At 34.6% G+C, this 25608-nt stretch carries 12 protein-coding genes and 2 pseudogenes; 4 read left to right on the forward strand and 10 right to left on the reverse strand.

The window, feature by feature from the left end; all coding sequences use genetic code 11:
• Positions 1–13: 13 nt before the first annotated feature.
• The 5 genes from ACWJKS_RS11970 to ltrA all read right to left on the reverse strand — a co-directional run bounded on the left by ACWJKS_RS11970 (position 14) and on the right by ltrA (position 15767).
• Complete coding sequence (locus ACWJKS_RS11970; protein WP_462959649.1) at positions 14–754, reverse strand: thioesterase II family protein; 741 nt, start codon at positions 752–754, stop codon at positions 14–16.
• Positions 755–782: 28 nt separating this feature from the next.
• Positions 783–2171, reverse strand: a complete 1389-nt coding sequence (locus ACWJKS_RS11975; RefSeq protein WP_462959650.1) for a condensation domain-containing protein — start codon at positions 2169–2171, stop codon at positions 783–785.
• A gap of 171 nt (positions 2172–2342) precedes the next feature.
• Positions 2343–12065 carry an amino acid adenylation domain-containing protein gene (locus tag ACWJKS_RS11980; protein ID WP_462959651.1) on the reverse strand — a complete coding sequence of 3241 codons (9723 nt, stop codon included), beginning with the start codon at positions 12063–12065 and terminating at the stop codon, positions 2343–2345.
• A gap of 1 nt (position 12066) precedes the next feature.
• On the reverse strand, positions 12067–13932 hold the full coding sequence (locus ACWJKS_RS11985) for an AMP-binding protein (RefSeq protein WP_462959652.1): 1866 nt from the start codon (positions 13930–13932) through the stop codon (positions 12067–12069).
• Between the two features lie 425 nt (positions 13933–14357).
• Positions 14358–15767, reverse strand: a complete 1410-nt coding sequence (gene ltrA, locus ACWJKS_RS11990; protein WP_165415056.1) for a group II intron reverse transcriptase/maturase — start codon at positions 15765–15767, stop codon at positions 14358–14360.
• Positions 15768–16386: 619 nt separating this feature from the next.
• On the opposite strand from ltrA, the gene ACWJKS_RS11995 reads away from it, so the two are divergent.
• Both ACWJKS_RS11995 and ACWJKS_RS12000 read left to right on the forward strand, forming a co-directional pair.
• Positions 16387–16569, forward strand: coding sequence for a hypothetical protein (locus ACWJKS_RS11995; protein WP_462959653.1), 183 nt, complete (start codon positions 16387–16389; stop codon positions 16567–16569).
• A 21-nt stretch (positions 16570–16590) separates the two neighbouring features.
• Entirely contained in the window at positions 16591–16962 is a 372-nt protein-coding gene (locus ACWJKS_RS12000) for a Druantia anti-phage system protein DruA (RefSeq protein WP_462959654.1), read from the forward strand.
• A gap of 352 nt (positions 16963–17314) precedes the next feature.
• Here ACWJKS_RS12000 and ACWJKS_RS12005 read toward each other — a convergent pair whose 3' ends face one another.
• From ACWJKS_RS12005 to ACWJKS_RS12020, 4 genes are all read right to left on the reverse strand, one after another.
• Positions 17315–18757, reverse strand: coding sequence for an IS4 family transposase (locus tag ACWJKS_RS12005; RefSeq protein ID WP_462959655.1), 1443 nt, complete (start codon positions 18755–18757; stop codon positions 17315–17317).
• 543 nt (positions 18758–19300) lie between these two features.
• Positions 19301–20488 carry an IS91 family transposase gene (locus ACWJKS_RS12010; RefSeq protein WP_462959520.1) on the reverse strand — a complete coding sequence of 396 codons (1188 nt, stop codon included), beginning with the start codon at positions 20486–20488 and terminating at the stop codon, positions 19301–19303.
• A gap of 42 nt (positions 20489–20530) precedes the next feature.
• Positions 20531–21334 carry a site-specific integrase gene (locus ACWJKS_RS12015; protein ID WP_462959521.1) on the reverse strand — a complete coding sequence of 268 codons (804 nt, stop codon included), beginning with the start codon at positions 21332–21334 and terminating at the stop codon, positions 20531–20533.
• A 640-nt stretch (positions 21335–21974) separates the two neighbouring features.
• Entirely contained in the window at positions 21975–23066 is a 1092-nt protein-coding gene (locus ACWJKS_RS12020) for an alpha/beta hydrolase (protein WP_462959656.1), read from the reverse strand.
• Positions 23067–23578: 512 nt separating this feature from the next.
• Between ACWJKS_RS12020 and ACWJKS_RS12025 the strand changes: the two genes are divergently transcribed.
• Positions 23579–23893: a hypothetical protein gene (locus ACWJKS_RS12025; protein WP_462959657.1), complete on the forward strand. Its 315-nt coding sequence runs from the start codon at positions 23579–23581 to the stop codon at positions 23891–23893.
• 584 nt (positions 23894–24477) lie between these two features.
• Here the strand turns inward: ACWJKS_RS12025 and ACWJKS_RS12030 are convergent.
• Positions 24478–24768 (reverse strand): annotated as a pseudogene (locus tag ACWJKS_RS12030) (TfoX/Sxy family DNA transformation protein).
• Positions 24769–25244: 476 nt separating this feature from the next.
• Here ACWJKS_RS12030 and ACWJKS_RS12035 point away from each other — a divergent pair.
• Positions 25245–25608: pseudogene (locus tag ACWJKS_RS12035) on the forward strand (ArsR/SmtB family transcription factor).

A 25608-nucleotide genomic window follows, 5' to 3' on the forward strand; every position in this document is an offset into this window, starting at 1 on the left:
GATTTCTCCTTTATTACAGTAATTTATTTCTAATTTTCACGCAAATATCTTCAAAATTATCATCTACAAAGAAATGACCAGCATCATACCTGTAAATTTCGAAAAAACCATTAGTAACGTTCTGCCATTCCTCTGCTTTACAAGGGTTAACTGATTTGTCTTTCACTCCAAAAGCTACGTCAATATTAAATTTAAAATTTTTGACCTTGCTTGCCTCGTAAGAGCTTAAAAGCTTTGAGTCAGCTATTAATATCGGCAGATAATATTTCATAAAGCTGCTACTCGTAATGGTTTCCTCATCAAAAGCATCAAGTGAGCGTAAATAGTTTAAAACTGTCTGATTTTTATCCCCTTCTCCACTAATAATAGCTGAATCATTGACATATGCGGGAGCTTCAGAAGAGGCAGCCATAAAATAAACAGGATCTTTACCTGTTAACTCCTTTATCTTTACTGCAACCTCAAACCCAATTGCTGCACCTGCACAGTATCCGAAAATAGCAAAATCTTTATTAAACAGTTCTATATTCTCCTCTATAAAAGCATCAACAAGTTCTGCAACACTATCAGGCAGATTTTCTTTTCTTCTGCGCTCTCTCATGGGGTAGAGTACTGGACAGACGTTGATTTCGTCATTAAACTGTAATTTCCACTTGGAAAATCCGCCAGCACTCCCTCCTGGATAAGGAAAGCATAAAAGATTGATTTTAGCGTTATCATTATTGCTTCCATGAGCAATCCACTTAGACTCCATTATAAAACCCATCCCCTATATATAAATTTTATGATTTCAGCATTTTTTTTACAGTGTCACAAAAATGTCTGTATTCTAACCCCCTATTGTGTTTACCTGAATGAACATATTCAAGATATTCTGCAACGGTAGCATCGGGATTTTCGTTCATCATAAAAACCAAATCTTCAAATGCCTTTTTCAAGTTCATAATATCTTCATTTAATAAATATTTCTTATGATTTTGAAATTTAATTATAGTTGCACCGCAATGCTCCAAACCAACAAGACCAAGAAGCGGCGTATCCATTCCACCAATTGTCGGAGTAGGAGAAAATGGAGCATAGTCAAAATCTGGTAGTGAATTATCATTTTTCAGAGCCAACGTAGAGCCGATGGACATATAAGTGAGAATAACTCTGGTAAGTCCCGAATCTCCTATGGGAACCTCCCTGTGCTGAAGATTTTCAAGCAACTTTAGCTTTGAAGTTTTAAGCAACTCAGAAAGTTTCAGATCAGCTGAAATCTTAAGCCTGTTACTTAACATAGTTGATATCATCGCAACAGTTCTCAGGTCCTTTTCACTCATTCTGTTTCCGCTTGCCACTGTAATGCAGGAATCATTTATTCCATAGACCGCATGAATTGCTAAATGCGTTGCCATCGTAATTATGTTAAAGGCGGTAGCTCTGTTACCAGAAGCAATCTTGTTTATTAATTTAGATGGTAAAATGACATAATCGTTTTTATCAGACAAATCACTAGTGTTAGGTAAAAGCTCTTCTCTGAAGGGTATAGAGGGAACTCCCTCTATTTCCCTCTTCCAGTATTTCAGATTTTTTTCATTGTTCAGCTTTTTCAGCTCATTACAGTAATACTCTTCAAATGTTGCGAGATTTTCAAAATTTTTATTTTTAGGATCGTTATAGTAAACAAGTATCATCCGCATTATCATAGATACAGCATATCCGTCACCTGCACAGTGATCTATAAATAAAGCTATAATGTAATCTTCCTTATTAATCTCATAAATTCTAATCTGCATTGCAATGTCGTTGTGGACTTTCGGCCCTTCACTGTTAAATTTATTAATATCATCGAGAGTCGCTTTTTTCCTCTGCGATTCTGATTTTTCAGAAAGTCTTATAGGCTTTAGCTTGTATTCATACTTTTCAAAAATTCTGAAATACTGCTTTTCGACTTCCTCAACAATAACAATTCTTGAATTATCTACCTTATCATATACTTTTTGAATAGCGTGTTCCAGCCTATTAAGATCCATTTCACCTCGGAGCTCCATACAGCTTGGTACAAATATCCCTCCCATAGGACCAGTGTTAATACCGTCCAAAAATGTAAATCCATTTAGGCAGCCATCCATAAATTTCAAAAGTTCAAATCTGTCTTTACCATTCACTATTTTCCATTTTTCTTTCATTTCCTCAACCTTTCTACGCAAAGCGTTAACCTTATTATTTTTAATGACATTTCAGAAGGAAAGTCTCCCACTTCTATAAGTGGGAGTTACATGCTATAACAAAGCGATAACTTTAGTGGGAGTCAAATCTCCTTCTGAAGTCGTTAATATCGTAGCATCGAAGATGATCATTTAATCCTCACCAGAAGTTCCATCATCAATTCTTGCAGCAATACCATGAATATTCTGTTCTTCAAATACACAACCCATGGATACATTATATCCATATCGTTCCTGAAGGAGGTTAATAAATTTAACCATCAATATTGAGTCGCCCCCCTGATCAATAAAGTCTTCATGAATATCCGATGAGACTATTTGTAGTACTTCTCCCCAAACATCAGCAACCTCTTTTTCAGTTGGAGTAAGCTCTATATCGCTAGCTACTTCCTTTATGGCCTCATATTTTAGTTTTACCGCTTCTGACACAATTTTTTCAAGCTCTTTGCGATGAATTTTGCCGTTATTTGTGAGCGGCATCTTTTCAACAACACAGTAAACTTGCGGAATCATGTAGCCTGGGATGGAATTTTTAATATATCCAGTCGTCTTTTCTTCATCAAAAACACCAGCTGATTTAAGAACTACGCAAGCTGCAATAAATTTCTTGCCGTTAGCCCCTGATATAACAAGTGCTGTAGCTTTTTGTATATTTTCTTCCTCAAGAAGAGCATTTTCAATCTCGCCTAATTCTATCCTGTGGCCGCGGATTTTAACCTGAAAATCATTTCGTCCTATAAATTCTATTGTACCGTCCGGCCAGAACTTACCAAGGTCTCCCGTGTCGCACAAACGTTCACCACTTGTAGGATGAATTATGAATTTTTCGTCAGTTTTTTCTTTATCGTTTATATAACACATAGCAAGTCCCTCACCTCCAATAAACAACCTTCCGATTACGTTTGCAGGACAATCCAGCAACTGATCGTTAAGTATTTTGAACTTTTGGTTGGTTAGAGGATAGCCGTAAGGAATAGATTTCCACTCTTTTTCAACCTTATTAACATAGAAGTAATTTGACCAAATGGAAGCTTCAGTAGCACCGCCAAGGCTGATAATCTTTGTGTTCTCACCAAAAACATTTCGAATTTTATCTGGAAGTTCAAGTGGAATCCAATCGCCGCTAAGCATCACTGTTTTCAAGTTGTTTACAGCCTTATCCAGTTTAGCCTCGGAATATTCCGTCAGCATCTGCATAAATGCGGGAACAGTATTCCAAACACTTACCCCGTAATTTTTAATAAGTTCAATCCAATGATCTGGATATTTTCGCTTTTTATACTCAGGAACTACAATTGCTCCACCCGCAGCTAACATTCCGAAAATATCATAAACAGATAAATCAAAATTAAGGTTTGAAATAGCTATTGCCCTATCTTCATCTGTAATACTAAAACGAGAATTTACGTCTAAAATAGTATTAACTGCACCATGATTTGAAATTACAACACCCTTTGGTACTCCTGTTGAACCTGAAGTGAAAATTACATAAGCACGCTTATTAAATCCAGCTTTGGATTTAAAACAGTTGATATCTATCGTATTATCCGGAACGACAGTATCAATACAATAAACCTTTTCGCTTTCAAAACTTGCCTGTTCATTCTTAAGCCAAGACTGTGTAAGTAATAATGAAGCACCGGAAGAATGATAGATTTTTTTTCTATGCTCAACTGGATTATCAGGATCAATAGGCATATATGCGCCGCCTCCCATTATTACTCCTATGGCAGAAACAATCTGCTGCCATCCCTTTTCCATTACTATTGCAACAATTGAATCTTCACTAACATGCTTTGAAATTTCATAAGCGTAGCTAAATACTTCCCTGTAGCTCAGTGTCTTTTTAGGTGAAATAATTGCGGGCTTATCACTATATCTAATTGCTGATTTCACAAATAACTCATCCAATGTCAGTTCGGGAACACGAACATATTCTGATTCCCGATTGAGAGGATACTTAATATCAACAAGGCTTTTTGATTTGGAATTCCAGTTGTCATGATTTTCCGCCAGTTTGCTAAGTACATTCATGCAGCCGTCCAAAATTTCCTGAGGCATACCTTCAACAAACAGTTCTTTAACCGCTTCAAAACTGATTTCTATGTTTCGATTTACTTCCATAACCTGAAAATCAAGCCATATCTGAGGAGTTTGGGTTGCTGTGTACGTCAAATTACCGATAAGTTTGCTCGTATCCAGTGAACCAAAGCCTACGGTACTGGTAAATACTACAGGCATAGTCTGCATACTGCCGTTTTTACGTGTCAGTTCTCTCTGAACAAGAACTCCACCAAAATAAGGATGCTCCATATCGCTTACGAGCTGTTTTTGTATTAAATTGGCTCTTTCAGCAAAACTCATGCCGTCGTCTACATTAACCGACAACAATACCGGGGTAGTAAAATCACCAATAACCTTATTGATTTGTTCGTGTGAAAATAGGCGATTATACTGCGTAAGATTAATAGTAAATTGAGGTTTGCGGCACCATCTGCCCAAAGCCTCTACGTAGGCTGTAATAAGTACGCAGGACGGAGTTACATTATTGTCCATAGCAGCCTGCTTTATTTTTGTCCAGTCATTATGATTAATCGTACCCTTAAGATGTAGAAATGTATGTTCTTTGATTATATCTGCATCCGTTATTGTAGGTAACTCAGGCTTAGGATAAATATCATCAAGTCGGTTTATCCAATATTCCTTATCTGTATTAAACTTTTCAGTTTCCTTAATATCATTGAAACCCATAACATAATCCCGATAAGAAATTTCTAGTTCATCTAATTTATAATTATCATCTTTATAACAATTGCTCAGCTCGTCTAGTACGAAAAATACGCTCCAGCCATCAAAAATTATATTATCGAAAGCAACGTGCAGAATTTGGTCAGTGCTTCCGTTATCAGATAAAGATAAACGGAACAGCGGCCAAACGGACGGATCACAGCTTTCTTGTGACATATTGTCTCGGATTTCCAATCTCTTTTCTGCAACTTCTACTTTATCCAATCCTCCTAAATCAATTGCCTCAATTTTATATTCTGGAACCTCATTAAGAATCAGTTGCATACCATTCAAGAGAATAACTGCTCTCATCATTCCCTGAGACTTTATAATCCTGTTCCAGCATTTATTAAGACGATTTAGGTTGATATCATTACACTCTAGTTCAAAGTAACAATGTGTAGATGTTCCGCCTAACGACATATTGTTTTGGCTCCCTATCCAATAAGCATGCTGAATATCTGTCAACGGGAATGGTTCATTCCATGCTTTCTTATTGACTATAAGTTCGGGAAGTTCTCCGTTTTTACTTGCACTGTCAAAACTTTCGATATACGCCGCCAAATCTCTTAGAACCGGCATTTCAAATATTTTCCCTAAAGCTATCTCCATACCAAAGGACGACTCAATTTTGGAAATCATGTGAACCCCCATTAGTGAGTCTCCACCCAATATGAAATAACTGTCGAGCACACTGATATTTTCAGTTTCAAACAGCTTGCCCCATATTTTACAAAGTATGCGTTCTGCTTCTGTTTCAGGCTCAACGAATTTTCTAACAATTTCTTCGGGCTTAGGTAGCATTTTACGATCAATCTTTCCATTGGCTGTAATAGGTAGATTGTCTAGTCTCATAAACGTAACAGGAACCATGTAAGCAGGTACACGTTTGCTAAGATACTCTGTAAGAGTATCTGGTTTAAAATCATCTTCACCAGTTACAACGTAGCCCGTAAGATACTTCTCACCGACTTTGCTTTCATGAGCAACAACAATTGCGTCACTTATGTAGCATAAATTCTTTAATGCATACTCAATTTCGCCCAGTTCAATTCTGTGACCGCGGATTTTAACCTGGAAATCATCACGTCCTAAAAATTCTATTGTACCATCTGACCAAAACTTACCAAGGTCTCCGGTATCGTAAAGGCGATCACCCGTTACTGGATCAATTATGAATTTCTTTTCAGTATTTATTTTGTCATTGAGATAGCATAATGCTAAACCGCTTCCTCCGATGTACAGCTTACCAGGTACGTTAGCAGGACAATCCTCAAGTTGGTCATTAAGAATTCTGAATTTTTGATTTGTGAGCGGATAACCGTAAGGGATGCTGTTCCAATTCCCTTTTACTTCGTGAATAATGTAGTAATTTGACCATATAGATGCTTCTGTCGCTCCACCAAGACTTATAATATTGGTCTCATATGAAAATACCTTACGTATTTTTTCAGGCAAATCCAAAGGAATCCAATCACCGCTGAGCAATATAGTTTTAAGTTTATTAACCAAACTAATATTTTTTTCATTTGCATATTCTGTCAGCATCTGCATAAATGCGGGTACGGTATTCCATACAGTTACACCGTAATTTTTAATCAATTCCATCCAATGCATTGGATCTCTTATTTTGTCATTATCAGGAATAATTACTGTACCGCCTATACAAAGCATTCCAAATATATCATAAACTGATAAGTCAAAGTTCAGATTAGAAAGGGCTATAGTACTGTCATTTTGGGTAATTCCGAAACGAGAGTTAACATCAACTATTGTGTTCAAAGCTCCCTTATGGGAGATAACAACACCTTTTGGCACACCAGTAGAACCAGAAGTAAAAATTATATAAGCAGGTTCAGTGTTTGAAGCCTTTGCTTTGTAATTTTCAGGTAAAACTTCAACTGATTCAAGTTCATCAACACAGATTATTTTCTGTCCGTTTATGAAAGACATTTGTTGTTCTTTAATTGATGACTGTAAAAGTATAACAGTTGCTTTTGAACTTTCAAGTATTGCTTTCTTCCGTTCATCTGGATTGTCCGGATCAATTGGCATATAGGTGGCACCCGCTATTAAAGTACCCATAGCAGCAACAACCTGTTCCCAGCCTTTTTTCATCACTATTGCAACGATACTTCCTTTTTCAATTTTCATGGAAACTGCTGATGATCTTTCAAACAGTTCTTTATACGTAAGTTCCGTTCCACTTGAAATAACGGCGATTTTTTGCCCGTTTCTACAAACCTGATCAACAAACAGCTTATCAAGTGTTTCTGTAGGCAAAGGCACCGGCATAGACTCTCGATTAGGAACTTTATTGATTTTTACAATACTTGATAAAGGCTTTGTCCATAACAGTTTATTCTTTGCCAGAACATGCAGCGTTTCTGTAAAGGCCTCAAAGATTTCTTCAGCCATACCATCCTCAAACATTTCACGTACTGCTTCAAGGCCTATGTATAGCTCGCCATTCTTTTCAATAGCCTGATAGTCAAGCCATACCTGTGGAGTCTGGGTTGCAGTGTAGCTTAAGCTGCCCAACATTTTTTCGTCGTTCAGCGAGCCTATACCTAGCATACTTGTAAATACAACAGGAATTGTACGCTGTTCACCACCTGTGTATTTTGCCAGGTCTCTCTGTATTTCAACACCGCCAATGAAAGGATGCTCCATATCGCTTAAAAGCTGCTTCTGAATGTCTTCAGCACGCTTTAAAAACGAATTTGCATTCTTTAAATTAACGGATAGAATAATTGGTGTTGTAAAATCTCCCACAATATCATTTATCTGAGGATGTCTGAAAAGTCGGTTAAACTGTGTGAGATTAATGGAAAATTCAGATTTTCTGCTCCAACGCGCCAGTACCTCACAATAAATAGTAAGCAACACACAAGATGGTGTAATAGACAATTCATTTGTAATCTTTTTTATATGATTCCATTCATCAACAGGAATACAATCTCTTAGATGTATGAATGTTTGTTTTTTAAGCATCTCCGGAGATTTTTTAAGAGGAAGCTCTGGAGCAGGTTTCAACTCTGCAAGACGGTTTGTCCAGTATTCTTTATCCTCTATATATTTATTGTGGGTCTTCATAGCATCAAGGCTCATTACATAATCGCGATAAGAAATCTCCAGCGGTTCACTTTCATAATTTTCATTCTTATAATATTTAGCCCATTCTTCAATGACATAAAATACGCTCCATCCGTCGAAAATTATATTATCAAACGCAATATGAATACGATCTTTACCGTCAGCAATTACAGAGTGCATTATTCTGAATAAAGGCCAGTTTGATGGATCAAAGCTTTCATTCGACATTTCGTTCCTTATTTTTTCTAGGATCTCGTTCCTTTCATATTCAGTTTTATTTGTTAAGTCAACCTTTTTAATTTTATACTCAGGTACATCTTCTAAAATTTTCTGCTTACCTTTTTTCAGGATTACGTCTCGCATCATTCCTATAGATTTCACAAGCTGGTTCCAAGTCTTGTTAAGACGCTCTTCGTCAAACTTATCACAGTCAAATTCAAAATAACAATGGGTGGAAGTTCCTCCAAGAGCCATTTCGCCCTGACTTCCAACCCAGTAAGCATACTGAATATCGGAAAGAGGAAATTCTTCATTCCATCTGTCTCTATCAACCACCAGTTCGGGAAATTGATTTTTTTTCTTAACTGCCAAAGTATCAATATATTTAGCCAGACCTCTTAGTACCGGTAATTCAAAAATTTTAGACAGTGATAATTCAACATTAAATTGCTTATCTAATTCAGTAGCCAGGCGAATTCCAAACAATGAATCGCCGCCAAGTCTGAAATAGTTATCATTGACACTTATTTTTTCAGTGCCGAAAAGCTTACACCAGATTTCAACCAAAACTTTCTCTGTTTCGGTTTCCGGATCAATATATACTTTTTCAGCTATTTGTGGCTCAGGAAGATGCTTTCTGTCTAACTTACCGTTAGCTGTAATCGGAATTCTGTCCAATTGAGCAAATACTGCAGGTATCATATACGAAGGAACTATCTTTTCAATGTATTCACGAATAACATCTGAATCGTATGAGGTATTATCATTCATCACAACATAGCCCACAAGATAATGCTCTCCTTGCTTTTCGCCAGCGGATATTACAACAGCATCTTTAATATTTTCATTTGCTTTAAGTGCACTTTCAATCTCGCCTAATTCAATTCTATGACCACGAATTTTTACCTGAAAATCCGTTCTACCTAAGAATTCAATTGTGCCGTCAGACCAATAGCGTCCGAGATCACCTGTCCTGTACCATCTTTCACCGTTATAGTCGATGAACTTTTTTTCCGTGAGAGCTGGATCGCCGCAATAACCCTTGGCAACGCCGGCACCACCAATCCATAATTCACCCACTACCCAATTAGGGCAGGGTCTGACCTTTAAATCCATTACACGATAAGACTGATTTGTAAGTCCATGCCCATATGGAATCGAAGCCCATTTTTCTGGCAAAGGAAGTTCAACATCGAAATAATTGGACCATATAGATGCTTCGGTAGCACCGCCCATTGCCACAAGTCTGCAACTTTCCGATGTTTTTTTCAGCATACTAGGAATTTCAAGACCAATCCAGTCGCCGGATAGCATTGCAACTCGCAATGACGGCAATTTTCTATTTTTACCTTTGGCAAATGTGAGCAACATTTTCATGAGTATCGGAACGGAGTTCCATACAGTAACTCCGTATTTTTCAATAAGGTCAATCCATACGGAGGCATTTCGGAGGTTTTCATCAGAAAGTATAATCAATGTACCGCCTGCACTCAAAATTCCGAAAACATCATAAACTGATAAATCGAAGTCCATCGCTGAAATAGCCAAAGCAACATCAGTGTCAGATATTTCATAACGCTTGTTTATATCTTCAATAGTGTTCCATGCACCATAATGACTTATTTCAACGCCCTTTGGTTCGCCAGTAGACCCAGATGTTAGTATAATATATGCCGAAGCATATGGAGAAACCTTAACTTTATCAATAGGAACACATGTATCGGTATCTTCCATATAAATTTTCACAACACCATCTGGGAAAATAACATTACTTTCAGTTTTTCTGTCGGTTAATACACATCTAATATCCATGCTTTTATGGACTGTGTTTCTACGCTGAGCAGGTTGTGAAACACTTACTGGTACGTAACAGGCTCCGATCGAAAGAATTCCCAAAACAGCTTCAATCTGGCAAATGCCTCTCGGCAAAGTGAAAGCAACTTTATCTCCTTCATTAACACTGTTTTCTTTAAGCAATGCACCAATTTTGAGAGCACTTTCAGCAAGTTCACCATATGAAATTCTACGATCAGTTTCAGAATCAACAAGCGCGATTTTTGTGGGATTGCTTTTACCATTTCTGAAAAACTCATCAATTAAAGTTTTGGTATGAGCTGGAAGATTGAATGTGGCTCTACTTTCTATACTTTCCAACTGAGTATTGCCAAGATATTCTATATCCTTTGACCAATCAGCATTCTCACAGATTAAAAGATTAATCAGTTTTTCAAATGATGAGAACATGTCATCTATCATATTTTCAGGAAACAAACCATCTGGAGTATCCCATGACAGCATTAATCGGCCATCGACTTCAAATATCTGACAGTCTATCCATACCTGAGGAGTCTGGGAAATCATATATGAAAGATTTCCAAGATTATCAATAAAGTCACTGCTTATAAGTTCAGTACCCAAAGTACAAGAAAAAACAACCGGTGCAAAATCATGCTCACCGGGATATTTTGATGCAAGATTTCTTAATACCTGAACTCCACTATAAGCAGTATAGTCCATATCCTTATAGAACTGTGAACTGATTTTCTTAAGATTATTTATAAATGATTCTTTTTCACTAAAATCAATCTCTAAAAGCATAAGTGTAGTGAAGTCTGCAATTACATTTTCAACCGATTTGTCCTGTGTGTTGCGGTTGAAAAGCGGAACATTAATCATGAAATTAGCCTGTGAACTCCAACGCTCCAAAATTTCAGCATAAACAGTGAGTAGTACCATTGAAGGAGTTACGTGATATTTGTTGGATAGAAGCTGTAGCCTTTCAGTCTTTTCAGCGCTGAGAAACATAGCATGTCTTGAGTATCTCCTCTTTTTAAGCTTTGCTGGAGAATTTTCCAGAGGTAGTTCAGGACGTAATGGTAAAGTATCTAATCTTTCATCCCAATATTCCTTTGCTCTCTTCTTTTCTTCTGAAAAAGATATTTCAGTATGTTTAAGATAACTTCCAAAATCCCATTCCGGATTAACATCTGGAGCTGTATCTTTGACATAGCCGTTTTCCAGATCTCTTATTATAATACGAATACTTTGGGCATCGCAAACAAGCATATCAACATCAAAATGAATTCTAGTTTTATTACCAGGCAACAAGCTTAATGCAAGACCTGCTGTTTCACCTATCTCCGTTCTCAGCTTTCTGTGTGAAATTTTATCCCTGAATTCAATCAAGTGCTCTTCAGCTTCCTCAACGCCACAATTTGTAAAATCTTTAATTGTCAGAAAATCAAATTCAGTTGTTTGCATAACTTCCTGCACACCATTGTAAAATTTAGCTCGCATCATCGAGTGAGTTATAAATAATTGCTTCCACGCTCTTTCAAGTCTTGAAGGTTTCACATTTTCACCGTCAAATTCCATATAGGCATGACATCCGACACCACCCAAGGGCTGCTCATCGTCACGCCCTATCCAGTATGAATACTGAACGTCAGTCATTGGAAAAACCGACATTTTCCCTTTATCAAATTCCTTATCCTTTAATTCTTCCGCTTTTTCTAATGTAGTAGTCGTATTTCCGTTAATTAGTATGTTCCATTCATTTATCGTTGGATTATTCATCAACTTCTCAAATGTTATCTTAATATTTTTTTTTCTTAGTTGGCCTGCAATTCTCATTACCTGTAACGATCCTAGACCTAACTCTAATAAATTCTGATTTAAATCAATCTCAACGTCCTTATTAAGAACGCTGAGTATTATATCTTTTAGTTCTGTTGTATTAATTCTCTCAGGCATGTTAATATTCTCCCTTGCTGTAGATTTCATTTGCAATTTTTTCGAGTTCTTTTTTATTAAGCTTACCCATTCTAGTCAATGGCATTTTACCTATAATTTTTATTACGTCCGGTCTTTTGTAGGCGCATACTCCTAAGTTATTAAAAAAACGGTTTATAATTTCAATACTTACTTCTCTGCCATTTGACTGTATAATGAAAGCAAACACAATTTGCCCGAGAATTTCGTCAGTTGCACCCACAACTGCGGCAGTTTCAATCTCAGGCATCATACACAGATTCTCCTCGATTTCGGAGGGCATTATTTTTTCGCCAGCACGATTTATCTGTTCTCTAACCCGACCAATAATCTGAATATTACCCTCATCTGTAATCTGCGCCTTATCTCCAGAATGATAAAAGCCATCTTCCGTAAAAACAGTATGATTTGCATTGTCATTCATATAGTAAGAGGTAATTGTATATGGGCCCTTAACAATGAGTTCACCAATTTCACCCTGTGCAACTTCCTTGCCTTTATCATCAACAATTTTTACGGTGTCCGCTGATGACAGCGGCGTGCCTACGCAGTTTTCGATAATATCCGGAGTGAAATTTTCATGAGTTGAAGTAATAAGACCTTCTGAAAATCCATATACCTGATACAACTTTCCGGGCAAAGTATTCTGAATTTTTATACCTAATGCGGGCGTTAAATGTGCCCCACCAACAAGTACCTTTCTAATTGATGAAATATCATAATCATCACACTGCAGGAACTCCATAAGTACTGCTGCAAAAGATGGCACCATAGCAACTATATCAGCCCTTTCTTCTTCTATTAAAGGCAAAACATTATCAGGACTTGCCACCTTGCACATTACGACTCTTCCACCGTTAATCAGCGTACCCAGAAGACCTGGCAAAGCAAACCCAAATGTATGTTGAACTGGAAGTGCAAGTAAAAATACACTTTCCTCAGTAATACCAAATCTTCCAGCTGCCAGACTGGCATTGCATATATAATCGGCATGGCTTCTCGGAATAAGCTTCGGTATTCCGGTAGTGCCGCTGGATAGTAATAACAAAGCCATATCATAATATTCAGGATATGGAATGTTGCTATCACTTAGCGTAGCAAAACTGTTACATACCCTTTCAAGTTCACTTGAAAACATTAAATATTGAATAGTCGGACAAATATTTTTCAACTGCTCTCCAAGATTATGATAATTAAATCCCATATATTCATCATCCGCAAAATATGCAACTGGCCCTGTAGCCTTTACGATACCCTTAAGTTCTGCAAATCTTAGCGCAGGTATGGTAAAAACCGGTACAGCTCCAATACGCCATAATCCGAAGCATACCTCAGCAAAAAGTATTGAATTAGGAATTTGCATTATAACCGCACTGCCCTTGCCTATTCCTTTCGAGATAAAATAGCTGGCATATTTTAATGCGTTGACCTTCAGTTCAGTAAAGCTGACTGATTTTTCTCCTTCTGTAATAGCAGTTTTGCAGCTATATTTTTTTTCAAGTTCAATCAGCTTTTCATAGAATGTAATCTTTTCAAGACTTCCTACTTCAGCATAAATACGGTTTTTGTCTATGCGCTTTTTACTTTCATATAAATCATTGACCATTTGATGTTTTTTTATTTCTAACTGAATTATACTTTCTACATGCGTTGGCTTATTTATATATGACGAAGGACTATAGTCCACTTTATCCTCGCAGGAATGAGGCAAAACTACAATATGTTCTCTCGTGGACTCATAGCAATCTCTTTCAATATTAGACCTAAAATTAGAAACACCCGATTTATCCAAATGTACATTCTCACCACCGATCTCCTGCAATATGCAATCTTTTACGTATTTTTGCATAAATATTCTCCTCATTAATTCTTATTATTTCATATTACTTTTAAAAACTATAATTTTATACATAGTACAACCTTATAATTGTAAAAATAACAATTAATTCATAACAACTATCTTAGTATACTATTAAATATTGTAAATATCAAACATTTATTGGTAATTATTTATAATCATTGGAACAATTGGATAAAATTAAATTTTATAATCCATATCTATCCAGTTAATTGCGGCATATTAATCTCTATTTTCGATATGAGTTTAATAAAAACCATGAGCCTATAAACATGGATGTAATAATTCAAGACCTAGCTCAGTTTCAGGTAATTTGACAGAGCTGAAGCAATCGAGTAGGAGGCTAATCATTATTTGATTAGCCGACCTCTCACACCACCCTGCATACCGTTCGGTACAAGGCGGTTCTATAAGAACTAACAAGTTCTAAGATAATATTTCGTTATACTGATTAGACCTAGACTTTCTAGGTCTTTATCTTTATATGCAATATTCATAATTGGACTCTTGGATATTCTCCAATAACTTCTTCGTGTATTTGCATATTCCCAAGACTTTTGTTTTGATAGCCCTCTCTTTTTAAGTTCCTTGAATCTCGTTCTGACCCTTTTCCATTGTTTCCATATACAGAGGCGTATCCTTCTCCTTAACCATCGGTCTAGCTCTTTTGCTATAGTTTTCATATTAGCTATTCTGAAATAATTTATCCATCCTCGAAGTTTCTGATTCAGTTTTTGGAATCTCCATTCTAGGCTTTTCCCATTACTTCTTGAAGTTACTTCTTTGATGTTTTTCTTAAGTTTTTCTATAGCTTTCGGGTGTACACGTACTTGAATTCCACCTTTGCCATTGTAAAATGAAAAACTTAAGTATTTCAGTTTCCATGGCCTAGCTACCTTACTTTTGTTTAGATTTATTTTCAGTTTCAGTTCTTCCTCCAGAAATTTTGTAACTGACCTCATTACTCTTTCCGCAGATCGTTTGCTCTTAACGTAGATATTGCAATCATCTGCAAAACGACAGAACCTTAATCCACGCCTTTCCAGTTCTTTATCCAATTCATTTAGATAAATATTACTGAGTAGCGGACTACATGGACCACCCTGCGGGCATCCGAGGTCTGTTTCTGCGACCACTCCGTTTATCATTACACCTGATTGTAAATATTTCCTTATTAATCTTAATACCTTTTTGTCATCTAAATCCTTGGATAGGATGGACATGAGTTTATCATGATTTACAGTATCAAAATACTTAGATATGTCAATGTCAACGACCCATTTATAACCGTCGTTGATGTGTTCTTTACATTTTTCAATCGCTTGGTGTTGACTTCTTCCTGGTCGGAATCCAAAACTTGTTTCTGAAAACTTTTCCTCGTAGATTGGTGTTAACACTTGGGCTATCGCCTGTTGTACTACCCTGTCTACTACCGTAGGTATTCCTAGAAGTCTTTTCCCACCGTCGGGTTTATCTATTTCTACCCTACGGACTGGCATTGGGGTATAACTTTCTTCTATTAAATCCTTTTGAAGTTGGCTGTTGTTACGTTTTAGGTATTCTAGTAGTTCATCTACTGTCATTCCATCCACGCCACTACTTCCTTTATTTTTCTTCACCTTTTTGTATGCTTTGTTCAAATTGCCACGATGAAGAATTTGCTCCATTAGGTTATTAGTATCTCGTTTCTTGTCGTCTCTTCCATTCCTTGACGCCGAAGAAATACTCATCACTTCTATGTTATCTTGGATTTCCAACCCTACCTCGCATAGATAGTCTTCATTATGAAGTTTTCTGATTTCTACATATTTCTTTGAGTTCTTCAAAATTTTCAAAACCTCCTATAGTTCAGCCCTTCCCAAAATATTTATAAATATTTTGGTACTATGGCGTCGGCTGACTGCTCATGATAAATCTTATTTCAACCATGTATCGAAATACATCTTAACATGTCCATGAGCTCTCCCCGGGTAAGAACGCAATCTTTCTCTCCATGTATCTGCTACATTTACACAGTATATTTTTTTGAATAGTTTTGGGCTTCAATTTGTTTAGCAATTTTACCCAGTATACCATGCCTTATATGTAATTTCTGTTCGTCAGACTGGAAATTTGTCTACACCTGCCTTCAGATTCCTCGTCGCCGAGGACACCCTTGGTGTTCAACTATGTGCTTGGCACTATCAACCCGCACTCGGGACTTTCACCCGTTAGATTACGCCCATGCCGGGCACACTAAAAATATAGCCCTTGTATATCAAGGGCTATAAGTTTTTTTTAAAAAACTTTTTCTTAAATGCACCTGAACAACTACATAGTACAAATGTTATTATAATATTGGAAAGGTAGGTGGGGCACAATATGGACAAGAAATAAATATTCACATTTATCAAGAAAAGAATTAGCAGTCACTGTATGTGAGTTTCTAAACTGGACTACGCCAGCTTGAAGAGCCAAACACCTCAATGCGTAGGATTTCTAGTAAAATTAGAAGATGCAGGCATTATTAAACTACCAAATTTAGTTGTTGTATTTAAAAAAGTAGCAATTTCAATAATACCGGACTTTGTGATAGATATCACTCCTATAATAGGAGAACTAAAAGATTTTGAGCCAATATATTTATAAATTGCAAGAGCAGGAGTCCAATTGAAACTGTGGCAAAAATATGTTAATGATTATCATATGTTAGGAGATAAGCAAATATTTTGTTCTAGATTATATTATTTTGTTAAAAGTGGAGACAAGAAGCTCGGATGTCCTCAATTTTCCGCGTCAGCGTGGTCATTGAAATCACGTGATGAACGGATAGGCTGGAGTGTTGAAAATAAAAATGTAAGGCTTAATTTTATACTTAATAACAGTAGATTTTTAATATTTCCTTGGGTCAACATTAAAAATTTAGCAAGTAAAGCGTTAGCTTTATCCATAAAACAAATTCAAAAAGATTGGCTGAGAGAATATTGTTGTTTCGCTTGTGTTGTTAGAGACCTTTGTAGATACCTCTCAATTTGCGGGTAGATCGGATAGGTATGGAATAAAAAATTTGTTTTAGTTGTAGATGTTTTATAAAATTATTGCATCCAGCATGGCCTGAGCTAACTTTAAAAAGTTTTCTGAATATCCCCTGTGCTAATGGAGTTATCTTGAATAATATTTAATATTTTCTAATAGGGGTAGTAACCCATAGCCATCAAGCTAAGCCATATTGAATATTAGTAAGTCAGTATTAAATACTATATTTTACCATCAAAATTTATTTTGAAAGATTTTAATGGTAAATTTTAAGTGTACAATAGTATTCAAACAATTTTAGGGTACACTAAAAAAAGCCACGTATATAGTGGGGCTTTTACAATTTTATCAAGTTGTTTTATGCTGCAACTTTAGCCTGCGATGATGTTAATTTATAACAAACTCCAAGAATATCAAAAACAGTTTTCTTGTTCTTTTTATGAGATTTCAGACCATTCCTAACTACATTTTCAAATATTAATTTTAAGGTATTGAGAACTTTATTAGGGAATTTGATAAGCTCAAAATACAGACTATCAATATATTCATGAACTATTTCACAAGTTTTAATTTCACTGGCTTCAAGGCCTTTATTTTCTAAAGCTAAAGTCCTCATTTTAAACATTACAGCAGAGCTTATTAGTAGCAAAATAAGTTTTCCATAAAGCTGACATTGAAACCGTTCTATTTTAACTAACTTTACAACCTGTATACTAAATATGGATTTCCACGTTTTAAATATTATTTCGATCTGCCATCTTAAACTGTAAAACTCATGAACCTGCTTTGAACTTAAAACTTCTTCCTTAATATTCGTTATATAAATAGATATACCTAATAATTCAATCGTATTATTACTTTTTTCTATACCCTTTTTTTTAGCATTCTTCACAGATTTTTCTGTTCTTTTTTTCAATTGCCCATTTGTTAGTTTATACAAAATAAGCCTTGTTTTTAGCGTCTTTTCCTTGCCTACATAGACATCCTTAATTTCATAACGGTCCCCCTCGCCCATCTGTTTCATTATGTCAGAAATATAGATTCTTTTAAAAAGGCTTGATTTTTTAGGAGCGCCATTCTTATAGTACTCTATATCCTTATTTTCTATATATACTGCTATATTAGGTTTGAGTCTTGATATGTAAAACGCTTCTCTATCTTCTATGTCCAAAAAATCTTCAAAGTTGAAATACCCAAGATCTCTTAAAATAAGATCCCCAGATTTGATAGTATCTCTTATTTTGCTCCCAAAAGTATTGTCGCTTCCTGAGCCAGCTCCTACTTGTATATTAAGAAGATTTCCAGATTTCAATTCATATTCTAGTTGTATTTTTACACCTGAAGCTTGAGAGCAGCCACCAGATCCAGGATAAATATCTTTATAGCTTTCTGGTACTTGAAAAGCAGTAGAATCAAGTATTCTTATTCGTTTGAAATGTTCATCCCATACACTTGGTATACAAGTATTATTTGTTATTGTTTGGCGCAACAGGTTCTCAAAAATCTTCTTTAAAAATTCCACACATCTTTCATTTAAACGTTGATCTAATGCTTGATTAGAAATAACTATTCCTATTTTTGCACTAAGTTTTGTACATAAGGTAACAAGTGTATTATTCGCAACCTCTGCATCCATAAAGCAGCATAAGCAAACGAATTCCCATGCTTTAATTTTACCTTTTCTTTTCACAAAGCCTGTTACTCTAGCTATTTCTTCAATCTCCTCTTTTGAAAAACATCTTTTAATTTCAGCTGCAAAATGTTTCATATCTTTATCCAATTTTAAGTTTTCTTCTATCATTTGTAAATTACCCCCATTGATGTGTTTTGTTATCTTTTAAATGATAACATTTTTACAAATGGGGGGCTTTATTTTTATAGACTTCCCTTAGCTTGATGGCTATGGGGTAGTAACCGCAAAACGCGGATTTTATACGTCAATACATATATTACCAAAACACCGATATATTCAACGAACTTTTGAATATATCGGTGTTTTAATTACTCTAAAATATATTTTAAACATATTTCTTAAGAATGAAAAAAGTAGGACTTGGGTCACACTATGAATAGGTTTGGATTCAGATGTTGAGCCGATAAAAACTATCACCTTAAGTATATACTTAAAAGATGATAGCCACTAAAATTGCTCAATTTCTGAAACAAGCTATAGAACGATGCCGCGTTAGCACTGCTATGGGGATTCAATCTTCTCCCTCTTTCTGAAATTAGCTTTAACATTAAGGTTATTAACTGTAATTTCCAGAAATGTATCTGCACTCCTTTTAAATTTTGATTATTTTCTAAAAATAGACGTACTTTCCCCCTCCCCTAAATAAACACTTTATGCTATTCTATTTGTTTCTCCTGGCGGAGAATAGTTTTGGCGAATTAACTTCTCTTTTGTCATCATTTTACCTTTACCACAGCATGAACAAATATTTATATCTATTCCTGTGAGCTTAAGAAGAAGCTCCGCTGCATTTAATTTAACCTCTGAGTCTTGTTTTTTACTTTGTACTCCACCTATAAGCTCTTTGCATTTTTGAAGCTTGGTTGACCTATTTCTGTTACTTAATATCCCGTAGTGTCTAATTTTAACAAACTTTCTTGGCAAAACATGCATTAGAAATCTTCTAATAAATTCATCTACTGTTAGAGTCATAAACTTTTCCTTGTTATGCTCTTTATAATCTCTCCACTTGAAAGTGACATAGCCATTTTCTAAATTTACAATCCTATGATTAGATATAGCTACTCTATGAGTGTATCTTCCAAAATATTCAAGCACGTACTCCGCACTACCAAAAGGAGGTCTACAATAAACAATCCATTCTTTTTTATATAACTTATCTATGAAACCCTGAAATATATGTTTTTCTGTTAATTCCTCAATACCAGTTGTGTATTTAAGGGCATTACTATAATATGCTCTTTTAAGGTAAAATAAAAATTTACCTCTAAATTTTCTTGAAAGCACTTTAACTGGGATAAAAAAATCTTTCTTCGAGTTTATCCATCGGTTACCATCTAAAGTTAACCCACCACTTGGAACTATACAATGTATATGTGGATGGTTCATTAAGTTCTGACCCCAAGTATGTAAAATTGCCATAAACCCAATTTCGGCTCCTAAATATTTTTTATCTCTTGAAAGTTCAAGCAGTGTTTCTGAAACAGCTTTAAAGAGAATAGAATACATCTCCTTTTGGTTAGTTAGAGTTATATAGTTAAGTTGCTCAGGTATAGTGAAAACAATATGAAAATACCCTACGGGTAATAAATCTTCTTTTCTTTTTTCAAGCCATCTTTCCTTAGCTAAAGTTTGGCACTTAGGACAATGCCTATCTCGACAAGAATTATAAGAAATTCTCATGTGACCACATTCATCACACTCATCTACATGACCACCAAGCTCCGCTGTTCTACAGGCTTCAATAGAAATCATAGTCTTTTGAATATGTAGTGGAAGCTTATGATTTCTTCTGTATTCATCACCATATTTATTAAATATATCTTGAATTTCAATCATCCTGTTCACCTTTATTATCTAAGAGTATATCCAATGGACTCCTTATATTAAGTAAATCCATTCTCCTAAGATGTAAATAAATAGTGGAGTTATTCGAGTATGTCCTAAAAGCCTTTGAATATAACAAATATCTGTACCAGCATCTAGCAAATGAGTTGCAAAACTGTGACGAAGGGTATGAACCGTTGCATTCTTAGTAATTCCAGTTTTTTTTATAGACTTCTCCAACATTTTTTCAACACTACGTGATGTTATTGCATCTGTACGACCCCTTCCAGAAAATAAAAATTCTTTAGGGTGATATTTTTTCCAATACTCTCTAAGAATTTCAAGATTTGAGTTTGATAACAATGAATATCTATCTTTTTTACCTTTACCTTGTCTTATTAATATTTGCATATTTCCACTATCAATATCTGTTACTTTTAAATTACAAACTTCACTAACCCTTAATCCTGCGGAGTAAACTGTCATAAGAATTGTTTTATGCTTAAGGTTTTCAGTAACATCAAAAATGGATTTAACTTCCTCAGGGGACAAAACAGCAGGTAATTTTGTTGGTTGTTTGACTCTTGCTAGCTTATCCATATTCCAGTATCTATTAAGAATTTTTGTATAAAAAAATTTTAAACTTGCATTAATATAATTAACTGTACCTTCACTTAATCTTTTTTTCATGATACAATAATGCAGATAGTCACGTATTTCTTTTTCTCTTAAAAGCTCTGGTGATTTGTTGTAAAATTTAGCGAAACTACTGACGTTATTGATATAATTTTTTATTGTACTTGGGCTATAACCACGTAGTTCCATATCCATTTTCATTCTTTTTCTTAATTCTGACATAAATAATAACACTTCCTCATTTTTTATTTCAACAATAAAAGTTTAAAGGAAGTGTACATTATAATAAAGAAGTATCTTAGTCAAATAGGATACTTCTTTCTATTTTATTTAAGCAAAAATTAAATTAATGTAATTAGCACTCGTCTACCACCGTTTTTAGCGGTTTAGTTCTATAAGAAAGTTGCGAACTTATCAGGATTTAAAACACCAAATACCGTTGCTAACTAAGGAAAGTAAAAGTTACACAAATGCATTGTGTAACTTTCAAAACACTCAAAATCCACATTAATAATATATTTTGACCCTAATATACCTTTTGTATATACTAATTGAAAACTCCCCCACTTTATAATTGAATTATTCCCCCACCTAATTTGCAATTGAGAATTTTAGTGTGGGTTGGCAAAGCGTACCATTTACATTGAGAGTGCATGTGGTAGCCTATAACTATTGCTAAGCCATTGTTTACAATGGTTTGATTAATGGCATATAACCATATGCACAGAGGCTCAATGTCAATGGCAACCCACATGTGCTATCAATTGATATAAGGGTGGAGGGAATTTTCGATTATAATATGGGGGAGTTTTCAGTTAGAAAATACACCTTTTTGGCGGGATAGGCCAAAATACCCTAATTGCTATTTTGGTTCTCTTCTAGCCTTATATTTTACTAGTTCATCTATAATTGTTTCTAAACAACTGTTGGTTGGGATATGTCCACTATTGGGGATTACTTTTATACTCAAATTCTTATTTTTTGTATTATCTATAAATTTAGTTACCTTCTGGGTTGAAGTTACCAAATCATTATCACTTTGAAGAATATAATAAGGTATACTTATATTCTCCAATTCTTCAGATATATTGCTTTCTATTAATTCCATGGTAATATCACATTCTTTATAATACGCGGAAGCATCAACCACAGTTCCAAACGCTTCTCGTAATGAATAGTCAGGACTGAATAGTGTTTGAAGCATTGTTTTATATATCATAGAATTACTCTGACCATTTTTTTTATAAAAATAACCATCCGTATGTGATTGTATAAATCCATCAATCTTAATTAAATCATCGTAGGATAATTGTTCTTTCTTTTTGATACCCTCAACAAATAACTTCTCTTCTGTACTCATATCACTACTTAAAAATGTATTCAATAATTCCTCTGACCGATATAATTCATCTATTACTTGACCATAAATAATAACCCCATCTATCTTTTCTGGAATTCGATTTGCTGCTCTGCAAGTAAGTAAGGATCCCCAAGATGCTCCGAAAACATATAGTTCATTATCTGGATATCTAATTTTCATCTCAGTTACTAAATCGGTAAGCATAGTAACATATGTATCAATTGTAAAATTATCATTTAATACCGCATGATTTTTCCCAACTCCATATTGATCCCAATACACCATAATATATTCACTTGATAATTCTTTAAACAATCCTCTACAACCTGCATTAAATGGAATCGATTGTCCAGGACCACCATGAACATAAACCATAACCGGAAGGTCTTTACTTTCCCCCTCTAATAATACTTCTTGTTTAATTTCCCCTAAGTCAACAGTAATAACCTCACTTACCTCATTCATTGATATCGCATTCCTCTTTCTTATACCTCGTACAACAAACCTCACAACTAGAAAGAATACAAACAATGCTACTAATGTGATTATTAGCCACTTTAAAAACGCAAATATTTTCTTGCCTACTTTTTTCATAATTCATCATCCTTTTATTTTATTAGCGATTTCCCACTTTTGGGCACCTACTTTGTTCCTCAGAGATATTTCTCTATTTTGCATTGCTCATATATTTTTTTCCTAACAGGATTCTCACCAACATTTCCGACTTATCTATACTAAAGAGTAAGAAACGAGTAATTTGAACCTAACTCTATCAGCACCATAAACGACCGTTTATGGTACTTAAAGAAAAAAAATAAGATCATTTATTTAAACTCCTGTCGCACAACATTATATAAATATTGCGTCATATAGAAGGATGTGCCTATTGTTAGGAGACATCTTAATTTGCAGTAATCCTTAATTTTTAGACACGAATGTTAGCAGTTAAAAATATATAAACGAAAAGCACAGGATGTATTGAATACAACTTGTGCTTTTTGCTTAGGCTTAAATTACAAAAGAAAACCTATGAATATAATAATACATTTACCCATTAATTTCAATACGTTTTTGAAAGAATATGAAGAAAAGTATTTTAAAGGTATTTGAAGGCATCAATCCGAAAGGAATTAAATATACCAGAATTAGATAAACTCAAGAAAAATGGTACTTTTGAACGTGGACTTTATTATATAGTAGAGAACAACTTAAATTATACAAAGATTAGCATACAAACTATGTTATGGGAAAAAGCCTCCGGCGAAAAAATCTACATAAGTATATTCCCATCATTTGCAATTAAATATAATAAAGTTTCCACGGATTTAATAGAGTTCATCAGTAATAATGTGAGAAAGGATGAGAGTGTTTTTAGTTACATAGATGATTTTGGGAATTTATTAGAGTGTGAAACAGAGTAGATAAAGCGGTAGCTTGCAAAAAATTCACTGCATTAGTTAATGCTAAGTATATAGAAATTTTTAATAGTATTCTATGCCCTATTAATTTTGTTCAGTATATGGAGCTTACGCTACGATTCAAAGATATTTTTGTATTTATTCATTCATTTAAAATATCAGAAGAAATTAGAAAAGGTATGTTAAGACCTTTTCTTACTTTAGAAACTGAAATAGAATAATTTTAATATGGTAATACCTAATAAGTATAGTATATTACCATATTTTTACATTATTATATCCGTTTTCTGTTCCATTACTACCTGTTCCCCAGTTACTGAACTTGTGTGAAAAAAAAAACTGCAAGCCCTAATCGCTCCTAAAAATTCCGAAACATCTTTCTTTTCATCCCTGTAAAAATCCAACTCTCTGTATTTCCTCATTTAATTTAATAATTTCTTTCTATTTAATTTAGATAGAGTCAAACGAAGCCAGATAGAAATGAGTCAATTTCACTCCATATGGATTTTTTTATCTGCTATTGTTATTAGTTTCTATAAAAACAGTTGGGGATTTCTCTTCGGCTACGTCTTACTACATATAATTGTCTATTTTTTATGCCAGTTATAAAACTCCTTGAGTTCTACTTTTCTCTCATCAGGCAACAATGTTTTCTTTATGCCCGGAATAGCACAGAGCATAGAGCCTATTAATACAAGCTATTTCATCAATCTCTTGAATTTCAACCACAATGCTTTTGCCCCAAGCAGTATTAATTGTTCATAAGTTGTTATTTCTACTTCGTTCAGTTGCCGTTCTACTTCTTTGCCTATATTAGTTATGTTAGATAAATGTTCACTGTTACTTTCAATCAATGAAAAACATGTATGGGATGCCATAGTCAACGAGAACCTGTTGCAGGACATGATAATAGCCATTCAGGGTTTCCTGTTGGTCAAAATATGCGCCTGAAATATGTATCTGACTCTTCTCAATACCAAACCATTTATGAAGAGAATCATCCATCTGAAGCATTTCACCAGTATAGGCACATCTGGGACGTCCTTGATGTGAATCTTCTGCATCAAGCGTCGCCAATTGTATTTCTTTTACTTTTTTTTAACTTTGTTTATTTAGCTAATTCTTTCAATTGAACTTTCACCCTTTTCTTTGTAGAACGGTTCGCCTTAGGAGACAGGATGATTACTATATTTTTGAAATTCGGGACATAATCAAAAACGGTATACAAGTACATTATCATAAATCAATCATAAATTTTTTGGATTATTTTTTATTTTGTTGACAAAATTAATATCTCTGCATATAATAAACGTATGAACATATATTCATCTGTTCAGATGAAAGAGATAAAAATATAAAAGAAAAAAATAATTTAGATCATTGTAGTTGTTTTACTATACATGAAAGTTAATAAAGTTAAAGAATACATACCACAAGAGGAAATACTTTATGACTTAGCTGATTTATTTAAGGTATTTGGATATACAACTAGAATAGAAATATTATGTTCTTTATTTCAAGCAGAAATGTGCATCTGTGAAATAGCTGTATTACTTGGAATGACTCAATCAGCTATTTCACATTAATTTAGAGTATTGAAACAAGCTCGACTCATAAAGTACATAAAAGATTGGAAAGTAGTTTATTATTCATTGGATGATGAACAGGTTAAGGGTATTTTTGACCAAGGCTTAATTCATGTATCTGAGAAAAGATAA

The sequence above is a fragment of the Clostridium sp. CM038 genome, assembly GCF_055081105.1.

Excerpts from the sequence above, each read along its gene's own strand:
- ACWJKS_RS11970 (WP_462959649.1), bottom strand. The coding sequence starts at position 754 with ATGGAGTCTAAGTGGATTGCTCATGGAAGCAATAATGATAACGCTAAA.
- ACWJKS_RS11975 (WP_462959650.1), bottom strand. The coding sequence starts at position 2,171 with ATGAAAGAAAAATGGAAAATAGTGAATGGTAAAGACAGATTTGAACTT.
- ACWJKS_RS11980 (WP_462959651.1), bottom strand. The coding sequence starts at position 12,065 with ATGCCTGAGAGAATTAATACAACAGAACTAAAAGATATAATACTCAGC.
- ACWJKS_RS11985 (WP_462959652.1), bottom strand. The coding sequence starts at position 13,932 with ATGCAAAAATACGTAAAAGATTGCATATTGCAGGAGATCGGTGGTGAG.
- ACWJKS_RS12005 (WP_462959655.1), bottom strand. The coding sequence starts at position 18,757 with ATGATAGAAGAAAACTTAAAATTGGATAAAGATATGAAACATTTTGCA.
- ACWJKS_RS12010 (WP_462959520.1), bottom strand. The coding sequence starts at position 20,488 with ATGATTGAAATTCAAGATATATTTAATAAATATGGTGATGAATACAGA.
- ACWJKS_RS12015 (WP_462959521.1), bottom strand. The coding sequence starts at position 21,334 with ATGTCAGAATTAAGAAAAAGAATGAAAATGGATATGGAACTACGTGGT.
- ACWJKS_RS12020 (WP_462959656.1), bottom strand. The coding sequence starts at position 23,066 with ATGAAAAAAGTAGGCAAGAAAATATTTGCGTTTTTAAAGTGGCTAATA.